Raw genomic sequence first — 11,589 nt, 5'->3', positions numbered from 1 at the left:
CGGGGGGGGCGGCGCAGCCCCCGCGCGGGCGGGGCGGATCTACTGCGCCCCGGCCCCCGCGAGGCGGTGACCGGCGAGCTGGACGCGCAGGCCGTGCTGCGTCGCCGGGACGCCTTCGCCTCGCACTGGAAGGACGACGGGCAGGTGTCCTGGCTGAATTCGGCGGGAATCGCGCTGTATCGGGGCCAGGGGCGGCTTGGTGCCGACCGGGTCGTCGAGGTGACCGGCGCGGACGGCGCCACCACCTCGCTCACCGCCCGACACGCCGTCGTCGTCGCGACCGGAAGTGGCGCGCTGGTGCCGGACATCGCCGGTCTGCGCGAGTCTGCGCCGTGGACCAGCCGTGAGGCAGCCGCCGCGAGCGAGGTTCCCGGCCGCCTCGCCATCATCGGTGGTGGCGTGGTGGCCACGGAGATGGCGACCGCGTACGCCGGCCTCGGATCAGCGGTGACGGTGCTCGCGCGCGACGGGGTGCTCACTGCGGCGGAGCCGTTCGTCGGCGAGCGGGTCACGCAGTCTCTGCGGGAAGCTGGCGTGTCGGTCCAACTCGGTGCCGAGGCCAGATCGGTGAGCCGCGACGGCGACGGGACGGTGCACATCACGCTCACCGACGGCGGACAGGTCGAGGCCGACGAGATCCTCGTCGCGATCGGCCGTACGCCGAACACGCACGACCTGGGCCTCGACCGGATCGGCCTGAAGCCGGGCGCCTGGCTCACGGTCGACGACACTCTGCGGGTGGTCGACGGTGCCGGCGCGTTGATCGGCGACGGATGGCTGTACGCGGCGGGGGACGTCAACCGGCGTGTGCTCCTGACCCACCAGGGCAAGTACCAGGCCCGCGCGGTCGGCGACGTGATCGTGGCGCGGGCCACCGGCGAAGCGACAGACGACCGTCCGTGGGGTCGGCACGTCGCCACCGCCGACGAGCGCGCCGTGCCGCAGGTCGTCTTCACCGACCCGGAGGTCGCGTCGGTGGGGCTGACCGCAGCCGCCGCCGAGGCCGCTGGACTGCGGATCCGGGTCGTCGACTACGACCTGGCCGCCGTCGCCGGGGCCGCGCTGCACGCCGACGGCTACCAGGGGCACGCCCGGATGGTCGTGGACGAGGACCGACGGGTGATCGTCGGCCTCACCCTCGTCGGCCCGGACGTCGCGGAACTGATCCACGCCGCGACGATCGCCATCGTCGGTGAGGTTCCTCTGGAGCGGCTGTGGCACGCCGTGCCCGCGTACCCGACCGTGAGCGAGGTCTGGCTGCGCCTGCTGGAGGCGTACGGCCGCTGACCTGCGCCGTACGGCCGTCCGCGTCATCGGCGGCCGTCGGCCGTTTCGACGAGAAGAAGACGAGGTCGGCCGGGCGAGGGCGCGCGCTCAACCGGTGGTGGCACCACAACAGGAGCTGGGTCGTCCTCCTATCGGAGGGTGGCCCAGCTCGAGGTCGTGCGGGGGCTATCGGGCCGACTCCGCCGACTGAAGCTCCGAGTTGATCCTGAGGAGTCCTTCGACACCGCGCAGGAAGGTCTCGGACACCTTCGTGGGGTCGGCGAGGCATCCCGCCGCCATGGCACCGTCCCGGAGCATGACGAAGTGGCGCGCTGCGGGATCCGCCGTTCCTTCATGGACCTGTGCCATGAGCGTGGTGATGGTGTCCAGGAACCATTGCCGGTGGGCCATGAGTTCTTGGTGCACGGGATGGTTCGTGTCGGGATATTCCGCCGCGGCGTTCAGGAACGCGCACCCACGGAACCCGGGGGACTGGATGTTCTGAGCGATGGAATTGGCGATGGTCAAAAGCGGGTCGACCGGCGATCGGTTGGCGGCGAGCGCCTCGTCGACCATGCCGCGCTCCAGCTGATGCACCTCCCGAAGGTAGGCCAGGATGAGATCGTCCTTGCTGGGGAAGTGTCGGTAGAAAGTAGCCCTGGTCACCTTCGCCTCGGCGATGATCCGGTCGACGCCGACGGAGTGAATGCCCTCCGCGTAGAAGATCCTGGTCGCCGTGCGGAGAAGCTTGAGGCGCGCCTCGGAGGGCCGGTTGGTGGGTTCGTCGCTCGCCATCCAACCATCTTAGCGACAGAACGTTCGGTCTTATCCTTGTCGGCGGTTTCTCCGATCTCGCTGACAGTGGCCCGATCAATGCGGAATTCTGGATGCTGCAACCCCATCGGAGCAGGGATCGCGCGGGCTGATACCCGGTGCCCAGGGAAGTGCTCCGTCGACCGTCCTCGTCGGTCCGGCCAGCAGTCGCAGGCAACGGGTGACGAGGCCTCTCGAAAGGACCTCCAGATGAGCGCTGCTTCTGACATGTCTGCCCAGGAGATGCCGACGATCGTGCTGATCCACGGGGCATTCGCCGGCTCGTCGAGTTGGAATGGGGTGATTGCAAACCTCAAACATAAGGGCTATCCGGTCATTGCCGTCGCCAACCCGCTGCGTGGTGTGCAAAAGGACGCCGCATACGTTCGCGCCCTCCTGGACAGCCTGCCCGGACCGGTCGTGATAGCCGCCCATTCCTACGGCGGGGCGGTCATGACCGAGGCGGCGGCCGACGCCCCCAACGTCAAGGCTCTGGTGTACGTCGCCAGCTTGAGCCCGGACGTGGGCGAAAGTGCGCTCGGGTTGCTCACGAAGCACCCTGGAAGTCAGCTCACCTCGAGCATCAGGATGATCCCGATACCCGACGACGACGGCGGCACGACCATGGATCAGTACATTGTGCAGGACAAGTTTCACGAGGCGTTCGCCGCCGACGTCGACTCCGGCACCGCCGAACTCATGGAGGCAACGCAGCGGCCCGCCTCCGCGCACGCCCAGGAGGAGAGCGTGACCAAGGTCGCCTGGAAGACGATTCCCTCCTGGACCCTGATCAGCGCCCAGGACCAGGCCATCCCGCCCGACCTGCAGCGCTTCATGGCCGACAGGGCGGGGTCCACGACGATTGAGATCGCCGCCTCCCACGCTGTGGCGGTCTCGCAACCCGGCCCGGTCGCCGACTTCATCGACACCGCCGCCCGCGCCACCACACGCTCGATGCAGATGTCCAAGAGTCGTCGAGGTTGACGACGGTCGCTTATCGCGTTCACCGGCCGGAGCAGCCCTCGGGCAGCCCGGCCGGTGACGCATCAGACGGGCTCGATCGCGAGGTCGATGACCTGGTCGTCCTTGATGTCGAACACAAATGCGAATGACAGGGGCCCGCCGGGGAAATCACCGTCCCCGGAGGCCACCAGCCGGTCGTCCGCGAACGAGGTCGGCGTGAGCACGACCTTGGGGTTGATCAGGTGCCCCTGGATCCACTCGCGGATCTCGGCCTCGCCGGTCCAGGTCTTCCCGTCATCGCGCACGGTGGCCCCGTCGCCGAAGACCGCGGCCAGCGCGTTCGCGTCGTGCGCGTTAGTGGCCGTGATGAAGTTGTCGACGGCCTTGGGTAGAGTGATCTCGTTCATTTACTGCCTCCAATTTTCTCCGGTGCCCGGACGCGGGCGCGCGCTGGTGCGGCCCCGGTGTTCAGCTCGAGGTGCCGACCAGGGTCACGGCTCAGAAGTCCGCTCCGCGGGAGAGCTTCTCGTTCGCGCGCAGCTCCGCGAGTGCGTTCTCGTGCATCGCAACAACGACGTCGTAGCCGGAGTTGCCGAGCACGATTCGTTTCGGCGGCACGGGTGCGTTCATCGCGCTGATCACGGCCTGCACTCCACGGACAGGGTCTCCTGCCTGCTTGCCGTTGTGTTCCACGAACGCCGCCTTGACGCCCTCGACCATCGGCACGTAGGCGTCGACGATCTCGTTGACGTCCTCGTTCTGGAAGTAGGTGAAGGCCTTGGTGCGGAACGCTCCCGGCTCCACGACGAGCACGCGCACTCCGAATGGCTCAACTTCCTGGCGCAGTGTCTCCGACAGTCCCTCGATCGCGAACTTCGCCGCCGCGTAGTAGCCGAACCCCTGTGCGCCGACGAGGCCCGCCACCGACGACATGTTCACGATCCATCCGTCGCCTCGTGCCCGCATGCCGGGCAGGACCGCGCGCACCACCTCGACCACGGCGAACAGGTTGAGGTCGAACGTGCGGCGGATCGTCTCGTCGGGGGCACCCTCGATCGAGCCGTACCAGCCACGGCCCGCGCTGTTGACGAGCACGTCGATCCCGCCGAACCGCTCCTCGGCCGTCTTGACCGCCGCACGCACCTGGTCGGCATCGGTGACGTCGAGCTGGAGAACCAGCACACGGTCTCCGTGTCGTTCAGCCCACTCGTGTAGTTCAGAGGGCCGACGGGCGGTCACCACCACCTGATCGCCCTGATCCAGGGCGGCCTCGGCATAGACCAGGCCGAACCCTCCGGGAGTCCCACCAGTGATGAACCAGGTCTTCATGGACTTCTCCTCTCGCTATAGAAAGCAATGTAGCGCTACATGAGGTAATGTAGCAAGCATGCAGAACGCACGGGATCGACTCCTGCTCGCCGCGGCGGAATTGCTGGAGAGCGGCGGCACTGTGTCCACGAGGGCGGTGTGCGATCGCGCCGGGGTGCAGGCCCCGACGCTGTACCACCACTTCGGCAGCAAGCAGGGCCTGATCGACGCCGTGGCAAGCCACGGCTTCACCCAGTACACGGCGGTCGAGAGCTCTGGCGACCCGCTGGGCGACCTGCGCGAGGGCTGGAACAGGCACGTGCAGTTCGGGCTGGAGCACCCGTCGTTCTACGGGCTGCTGTACGGCCGCGCCCAGCCGGGAAAGCCGTGCGCCGTCACCGCCCCCGCGCACGCAGCGCTGCGCGAGCGGTTAACCGCCGCCGGGGGCCTGCTCAAGGTGCCAGCGGCCGATGCCGCCGAACAGGTGTTGGCCGCCAACGTCGGCATCACGCTCACCTTGATCAGCCAGCCGGACCCGGATCTCGGGCTGTCCGGACGCGTCCGCGAGGCCGCGCTGGCCGGAGTCCTGCGCATGCCCCCCGCCGAAGCCCCCGAGACTCGTGCGAGCGCCGCACTGACGCTGCGTGCGCTGGTCGGCAACGACCCGGGCGACCTCACCCCTGGCGAACACGCGCTGCTCGGCGAGCTGTTGGACCGCCTGGCCCGCTAGGGACACCACCATGCTGTCCGACCCCGCGGGTACCGCCACAAAGCCAGACATAGGATACAGTCGATGAGATGGCGACGACCCTTCATCCGGATCCGCGTCCGTCCGCCTCGCGCCTGTCGGCACGACCGTGGTTACCGGTCGCCGTCGCCGGCTTGACCGGCGCCGCACTCGGGGCCCTCGCCTGTTACTCCCTGTTGACGCCCCGCTGGGGGGTACCGCACGCGGTCACGGGCACCGTCGTAGCGGTCAACGCCGACGCCAACGCGTTCGTGGTCCGGCCCGATGGGCGGCAACCGTCGGCGAACAAGGCCAACGACGGCGGCCAGGGCTATCAACTGGGCCCGGTGGAGTGGGTCGACTACGCCGGTCAGACCCACCACGAAGGAACACCCGTCTGCCTGGCTCCGCTCTCCGAAGGGGCCAAGGTCGAGCTGATGGTGGTGGATGTGCGCGGAGGCACCGGTGGGCCGGACGCGCTGATCACCCGGGTCCGGTGCCTAAGCGCCCGGTGATCGACCGACCGCTGACGCGGAGCCCCCGGTGCTCGCGCCGCAGGGGTCGTCACCGCTCAATGATCACTGATGGGCGGCGGACACCGGCAGCGCTAGATGACGGGAACGGGGGGAGGGTCGAGCAGTGCGCGGTCACCGTCGAAGCCGTGGTTCAGTGCGGCGGTGACGTCCTCGTGTGGGGTTCCGAGCGGGATCGCGCTGACCTCGTCCAGGTGTCGGTAGTGCTGGTCGCCAAGGTCGAGTTGGAGAGACTTCAGGTATTCCTCCAACTGGGTCAGGGTGCGCGGGCCGACGATCGGGATCAGGGCCGTGGGGGCCAGTGTGGCCCGGCGACGCAGCCAGGCCAGGGACACCTGGACCGCGCTGACGTTGAGTTCCTCGGCAATCGCCAGGACCGCGTCGACGATGGCGGTGCGCTGGGCGCTGCCCTCGATCGCGTCGCCCCGGGCGGTCAGCCGGCCTTGTTCACCCTGCCGATACTTGCCAGTGAGCAGTCCGCCGGCCAGCGGGGAGTACAGGACCACGCCCAGACCGTGGGCCTGCGCCATCGGCAGTAGCTCCCGCTCGCCGGATCGCTCGGCCAGGCTGTATTCCGTTTGAACGCCGGCCAGAGGAGCCAGGTCGCGCAGGTCGGCGCGGACCGCGGCGCCGGCGACCCGCCAGGCCGGGAAGTTGGACAGTGCGCCGTGCAGGATCTTTCCGGAGCGGATCAGGTCGTCGAACCCGGCCAGGATCTCCTCGATCGGCGTGACGCCGTCGGGAAAGTGCGGCATGAAGACGTCGACGTAGTCGGTGCCGAGGCGGCGCAGACTCGCCTCGAGGGACCGAATCATGATCTTGCGGCTGTTGCCGGTCGTGCCAGGGCGGGGCTGAGCTTGCCTGGTCCCGCTGTACTTGGTGATGATCACAAAGTCGTCCCGCTGCGGTCCGAGCAGCCCACCGAGCACGGTTTCGGCCTGTCCATCCTGGTACAGGTTGGAGCTGTCGAACGTGGTGCCGCCGGCGGTGACGAAGGCCTCGAAGATCTGCCGTGAAGCCTCGGGCCCGGCGCCGGTGTTCGAGGTGCTGAAGTTCGCCGTCCCGAGCGCGTACTCCGAAACACGCAGTCCGGTCAGACGGCCAAAGGTCTGGTAGCGCATGGGAGCTCCTGAAGTTCGGTGCGACGAGGTAGGCTTCCGACAGTAGCAAATAAAGCGAGGGGTCACTCTTTATGCCCAGGGTCAGTCAAGCTCATCTCGACGCTCGCCGCCAGCAGATCGTGGACGCCGCCCGGGCTCGGTTCGCCAGTCACGGCTTCGCCCACACGTCGATGGCCGACATCGTCACCGAGTCCGGGCTCTCCAACGGAGCCATCTACCGGTACTTCACGAGCAAGGACGAGATCGTCATCGCGGTCTGCGAGCAAGGAACCGAAGCGCTGCCGCGGGCGCTCACCGCCGAGGCTGTGGGAGGTTTCCTTGAGCATGTCCGGGCCCGGGCCCGGGACAGCCATCATGCCCGGCTGGTCGCCCAGATCTATGCCGAAGCCGCCATATCCCCCCTGCTGGCAGCCGTTGTGCAACGACAACTCGCTGCCATGCGGGCCGCGATCGCCGAGTTGGTGCCCGACGCCCGACGCCCGCAGGCCGCGCAGATCGCCGAAGCGTTCGTGGCTCTCAGCGTCAGCTACAGCCTGCAACTGGCGATCCGCGGTGACCTGGACCCCGCACCCTTCACCGCCGCGTTGATGGCGATCATCAAGGGCTAGGCGAGTGTGACGCGACCGGCTCTCGCCGGTCCGTGGATGCTCGGCTCGACCAGCGTCCGAATGTGCCGACCGGATCCTCGCGGACGTGGCGTAAAAAGAGTAAACCGTCATCTTGGGCGCTAGGGTAGGTCTCCGTCGGCCCGAACGACCCCGTCCACTGGAGGATCCATGCCGGTAGCCCACATCGCTGCAATCAACCTGGAATGCCCTGACCCAGCCGACCTGGCCCGCTTCTGGGCGGCGATGTTGGATGGTGAGGTCGCGGTCCAGACCCCGGACTTCTGTGCGGTCAAGGCGGGTCCGCTGCACCTCGGTGCCGTTCGCGTCGACGGCTACCGGCCACCGACATGGCCCTCGGGCGAACGATCACAGCAGATCCACTTCGACCTGGCCGTCGACGAGCCCGATGACCTCGATGACGCCGAGGCGCGCGCGATCGAACTCGGAGCCGTCAGGGAAGAGCAACAACCCGCGCCGGAACGCTTTCGCGTCCTACGCGACCCGGCCGGCCATCCCTTTTGCCTACGCGGCTGAGCCGCGCGAACGCGGCGTGAGGGTCAGCTGTCCGAGTTCCTGGGTGCATCGGGTCAGCGCGACGTAGAGGCCGTTCCAACCGCGCGGTTCGGCGGCGATGCCCTGAGGGTCGATGAGGAGTGTCGCGTCCCATTCCAGTCCCTTGGACTGGGTCGCGGTGAGCACTGGCACATCACTGAGCACGGCTCGGAGTGTGGCGATGCGCTCCGCGGGGGCGATGACGCCGACCGTGCCGCCGTGCCACCGTTGCTGCAACTGTCGCACTGCGTCCACGGCGGAGCCGGCGAGCTCAGCCGGTGTGATCGTCCGCTCCCAGGGGGCGATGCCGGAGGAGCGCACCGCTCGTGGCGGAGTGTTGTGGCTGCCAGCCTTCTTCAAGACCGGTTCGGTGAGGTCCATGACCTCGCGCGGGGTCCGGTAGCAGATGCTCAGTTCCGCGGCGGTCCAGCGGTCTCCGAAGGCAGCCCGTACCGCTTGCGCCCAACTGGTGTGCCGGTGTGCTGCCTCGGCCTGGTCGATGTCGCCGACGGCGGTGATGGAGCGACTGGGACAACGGCGGAGAACCATCTGCCACTGCATCTCGGACAGTTCCTGCGCCTCGTCGATGACGACATGGCCGTACACCCAGCCGCGCTGGCGGCGAGCACGTTCGGCGAGGAATTCGCCCTGTGGTTGCGGGGTGTCGACGTCGCCGAGCAGGTCGGCGAGGGCGTCGAGAAGAGGGATGTCGCTTGATGCCCAGGGGGTGGGCTCGGCCGCGACGGCCGCGACCTCCTCGGGGGACAGCTGCGGGGCGAACCGGGCCAGCAGGGTGCGGTCGGTCAGGAGGCCACCCAGCAGGGTTTCGGGATCGAGGGTGGGCCACCAGGCCTCGATGAACCGGGCGATGGTGGTGTTCTCGGCGATACGACAACGAAGCTCTTCGACCTCCTCCTCGGAGAGCAACCCGTTGATGTCGCTGCCGGTGGACGCCTCGGTGCAGGAGTGGTCATGCGCCATGCCCTTGTCGACGCGGGCGAGGATGTCCTCGAAGCCTTCCTCCATCTCCGCCATCAGCGTCTCGCGCTGTTCGGCGACGACATCGGCCAGACGGTGGTGCAACTGCTCGGCGAACGCCGCGCGGGCGCGGTGGTACGGACGCCCCTGCACCGCCGAGGCGAGCGCCTGCGCCACGGTCGCGGCCGGAATGACGTAGAACTCGCCCTCCCAGCGCAGCTTCAGCTCGCGCGGGCGGGGGAGCAGCGACGTGACGTAGCTTTCGAGCGTTGGCTGCCAGAGGGCGCGGCCCTTGATCTCGGCGAGACGCCGACTCTCGTCGCGGCCCACGTGGATGTCGGCCAGCAGGGTGTCGCAGGTCGCCGAGACGACGGCGGTCTCACCGAGCGCGGGCAGCACCTGGGCGATGTACTGGAGGAACCGCGGCGAGGGACCCAGGACCAGGACCGCCTGGTCGGCCAACTTCCGGTGGGTGAACAGCAGGTACGCGACGCGGTGCAGGGCAACCACGGTCTTGCCCGTGCCGGGACCGCCCTGGACGATCAGTGGGCCGGTCGCCTCAGCCCGGATGATGTCGTCCTGTTCGCGTTGCAGGGTGGAGATCGCCGTCGACATGCGGCCGGTGCGCCGCTGGTCGAGAGCGGCCAGTAGGGCGCCTTCGCCGACGAGTTCCGCAGTCGTACTTCCGTCGAGGGGTTCGTCGTCCACGCTGACGACGGCCGATCCCGTCGTACGGATGTGCCGGCGCCGTGCCTGACCCTGTGGGTCGACAGCCGTCGCGGTGTAGAACGGCCGAGCTGCGGGAGCGCGCCAGTCCACCAGCAGTGGCTCGGTGCCCTCGCCGTCGTTGCGAAGACCGACGCGGCCCACGTGGCGCACAGTGCCGTCGAGGCCGTCCAGGCGGCCGAAGACCAGCCCTTCCTCTGCTCGCCGTAGCTCGTCGTACTGCTGGCGGAGCATGCGCTGCCGGGCCAGCTCCAACGCGTCCAGGGCCTCTGCCGAAAGCTCGACCTGTAGGTGGTCGACCAGCCTGTCGCGCCGGGCCGTGGCCAGATCCAGAAATGCCTGTTCCTCGGCGACCGCGGATCGTCGCGCGGCACCCTCCGCTGTGGGGGCCGGCAGTTGGCCGCCAGGTGCTGATTCGGCGACGCCAGCGGTGCCGATGCTCAGGGCAGACTTCCGGTGCATTCACAAATCCTTGGATCGGGGTAACCCTCGGCCCGGATGAGCCGCAGCGCATTCGGCGGCAAGCATAGAGTCCGTTTCCCTCACCGACCAGGCAATCCGCCAGCAGAGATCGGAATCTCAATGCCTTGCAGTTCCGGCGTTGTTCGTGGCCTCATCAATCCTATTTTCATATTGACAGTTCGGTCTCCATCTGTTCTTTGAGTGTGTTCCGAGCGGTGGGTGCTCTTCGGCCTCAGGCATGGGTGCGGCACGATGGCGGCGTGTCGATGGAACGCGTTGAAGCTCCGGCCACGCTGTTGACCTGGCTTGCAGACCGCCCTGTCTGGGAGTCGACCACCGGCTACGACGCCGCTGGTTGGCAATCGTCGACCTGGGTCCTTCATTCGATGTACGAGAGCGCCAGCCTTGCGGGTCTGGGCACTCACGACGAGCTGCATCGCCACCGGCTCGAATCTGGCGACCTCGCGCCGGAGATCGTCGGAGGCATAAACCTCGACGAGGACACCACCAACACCGGTATTCCCCTGGGCTTGGACTGGCCCGCTCAACCCCACTGAGCCGACCTGCGGCAGATGTCGGCCGAGGTCGCGCGGCGCGAGGACGGTCACCGGGGTGCCGAGGGTTGTCCCGTGCGGGTCAGCTCAAGCTGAAGGACACGTCGTCGACGTCGAAGGCGGTGGCCCCGTTGCCGGCCGTCTCGCTGGCCAGGAAGCTGGCCGTCGCGGTGCGTTCGGTCGTGGCGGTTCCGCTGGACATCACGTACTGCCGCCACTGCGCTCCGCCGTCGAAGGCCAGCGAGAACCTCGTCTTCGGGGGTATCCCGGTGACCGCCAGTCCGACGTTCAGGTAGTCGCCGCGGCTGGTCTCCGTGGTGGTGGTCCGCACCCAGAAGCTGACCGTCAGGTCGCAGTTGGCCGGCACTGTGACGGTGGTGCGCAGCAGGTCGGTACGCGTCACGTCCAGCCCGGCGAAGGCGGCGTAGGCGCGGCCGGTGTGTGCCGGTCGGGTCGCGTCGCCGAACACGACGATGCGGGGGCCGGCCGTCCAGCCGGTGGTGCCGCGCTCGAACCCCGGGTTCGGGTGGATCTGCCCGGTGCAGGGCGGGTCGGCAGCTGGCTGGCCGTGGGATGCGCCGCCGGTGGCCAGGAGCAGCAGTGCCGCAACCGAGACGGTGGTGACGAAGGCCTTCATCGGTTCTCCCCGCGTCCATACATTCGAGATGGTCGATGTATATCGACGATGCGCGTTGGACTCGGGCGCGTCAAGTCCTTCCCGCCGCCGGCTCCGCGTGGGCGGCGGGCTGGCCGGGACGAGCTGGCGCTACCGCCTGCGGCGGGCGTCGGCCTCGTTGTCGAGTAGGTCGTTGAGTGTCAGCGCTGAGTTGATCAGTGAGAGGTGGCTGAACGCCTGGGGATAGTTGCCGATCTGCTCCCCGGTCGCGGCGATCTCCTCGGCGTAGAGGCCGAGGTGATTGCTGAAGGTGAACATCTTCTCGAACGTGAGTCGGGCGTCGTCGAGGCGCTGGCCCGTTC

Annotated in this window: 14 protein-coding genes; 7 read left to right on the top strand and 7 right to left on the bottom strand. The window is 68.3% G+C overall.

Annotated features, from left to right (window positions below; translation table 11 throughout):
* On the top strand, window positions 1-1,287 hold a 1,287-nt coding region (locus AB0B48_RS17720), incomplete at its 5' end, for an NAD(P)/FAD-dependent oxidoreductase (RefSeq protein WP_357202474.1).
* A 165-nt stretch (window positions 1,288-1,452) separates the two neighbouring features.
* On the opposite strand, the gene AB0B48_RS17715 is transcribed toward AB0B48_RS17720, so the two are convergent.
* On the bottom strand, window positions 1,453-2,061 hold the full coding sequence (locus AB0B48_RS17715) for a helix-turn-helix domain-containing protein (RefSeq protein ID WP_357202471.1): 609 nt from the start codon (window positions 2,059-2,061) through the stop codon (window positions 1,453-1,455).
* 228 nt (window positions 2,062-2,289) lie between these two features.
* Between AB0B48_RS17715 and AB0B48_RS17710 the strand changes: the two genes are divergently transcribed.
* A complete protein-coding gene (locus AB0B48_RS17710; protein ID WP_357202468.1) occupies window positions 2,290-3,063 on the top strand; it encodes an alpha/beta hydrolase in 774 nt (257 codons plus the stop codon).
* 62 nt (window positions 3,064-3,125) lie between these two features.
* Here the strand turns inward: AB0B48_RS17710 and AB0B48_RS17705 are convergent, their stop codons facing one another.
* Both AB0B48_RS17705 and AB0B48_RS17700 read right to left on the bottom strand, forming a co-directional pair.
* Window positions 3,126-3,449: a nuclear transport factor 2 family protein gene (locus AB0B48_RS17705; protein ID WP_357202465.1), complete on the bottom strand. Its 324-nt coding sequence runs from the start codon at window positions 3,447-3,449 to the stop codon at window positions 3,126-3,128.
* Window positions 3,450-3,540: 91 nt separating this feature from the next.
* A complete protein-coding gene (locus tag AB0B48_RS17700; protein ID WP_357202462.1) occupies window positions 3,541-4,371 on the bottom strand; it encodes an SDR family NAD(P)-dependent oxidoreductase in 831 nt (276 codons plus the stop codon).
* 58 nt (window positions 4,372-4,429) lie between these two features.
* Here AB0B48_RS17700 and AB0B48_RS17695 point away from each other — a divergent pair, with 58 nt between their 5' ends.
* Both AB0B48_RS17695 and AB0B48_RS17690 read left to right on the top strand, forming a co-directional pair.
* Entirely contained in the window at window positions 4,430-5,080 is a 651-nt protein-coding gene (locus tag AB0B48_RS17695; protein WP_357202459.1) for a TetR/AcrR family transcriptional regulator, read from the top strand.
* A gap of 68 nt (window positions 5,081-5,148) precedes the next feature.
* Window positions 5,149-5,592: a hypothetical protein gene (locus tag AB0B48_RS17690; protein ID WP_357202457.1), complete on the top strand. Its 444-nt coding sequence runs from the start codon at window positions 5,149-5,151 to the stop codon at window positions 5,590-5,592.
* A 92-nt stretch (window positions 5,593-5,684) separates the two neighbouring features.
* Here AB0B48_RS17690 and AB0B48_RS17685 read toward each other — a convergent pair whose 3' ends face one another.
* Window positions 5,685-6,731, bottom strand: coding sequence for an aldo/keto reductase (locus AB0B48_RS17685; RefSeq protein WP_357202454.1), 1,047 nt, complete (start codon window positions 6,729-6,731; stop codon window positions 5,685-5,687).
* A 71-nt stretch (window positions 6,732-6,802) separates the two neighbouring features.
* On the opposite strand from AB0B48_RS17685, the gene AB0B48_RS17680 reads away from it, so the two are divergent.
* Window positions 6,803-7,339: a TetR family transcriptional regulator gene (locus AB0B48_RS17680; RefSeq protein WP_357202451.1), complete on the top strand. Its 537-nt coding sequence runs from the start codon at window positions 6,803-6,805 to the stop codon at window positions 7,337-7,339.
* A 168-nt stretch (window positions 7,340-7,507) separates the two neighbouring features.
* Window positions 7,508-7,873, top strand: coding sequence for a VOC family protein (locus tag AB0B48_RS17675; RefSeq protein WP_357202448.1), 366 nt, complete (start codon window positions 7,508-7,510; stop codon window positions 7,871-7,873).
* On the opposite strand, the gene AB0B48_RS17670 is transcribed toward AB0B48_RS17675, so the two are convergent.
* The gene (locus AB0B48_RS17670) at window positions 7,862-10,057 is read right to left on the bottom strand and encodes a UvrD-helicase domain-containing protein (protein WP_357202445.1); all 2,196 of its coding nucleotides are present in this window, start codon (window positions 10,055-10,057) and stop codon (window positions 7,862-7,864) included. The two genes, AB0B48_RS17675 and AB0B48_RS17670, sit on opposite strands and share 12 nt — an antisense overlap.
* Before the next feature lie 260 nt (window positions 10,058-10,317).
* On the opposite strand from AB0B48_RS17670, the gene AB0B48_RS17665 reads away from it, so the two are divergent.
* Window positions 10,318-10,614: a hypothetical protein gene (locus AB0B48_RS17665; RefSeq protein WP_357202442.1), complete on the top strand. Its 297-nt coding sequence runs from the start codon at window positions 10,318-10,320 to the stop codon at window positions 10,612-10,614.
* 79 nt (window positions 10,615-10,693) lie between these two features.
* On the opposite strand, the gene AB0B48_RS17660 is transcribed toward AB0B48_RS17665, so the two are convergent.
* Window positions 10,694-11,248: a hypothetical protein gene (locus AB0B48_RS17660; RefSeq protein WP_357202439.1), complete on the bottom strand. Its 555-nt coding sequence runs from the start codon at window positions 11,246-11,248 to the stop codon at window positions 10,694-10,696.
* 129 nt (window positions 11,249-11,377) lie between these two features.
* Window positions 11,378-11,589 (bottom strand): glycoside hydrolase family 15 protein (locus AB0B48_RS17655; RefSeq protein ID WP_357202436.1); only part of this gene is annotated, 212 nt, incomplete at its 5' end.

It is taken from the genome of Micromonospora sp. NPDC049089 (assembly GCF_040648775.1).
Taxonomy (GTDB): Bacteria; Actinomycetota; Actinomycetes; order Mycobacteriales; family Micromonosporaceae; genus Micromonospora.
This window is presented reverse-complemented; position numbering and strand designations above follow the sequence as displayed.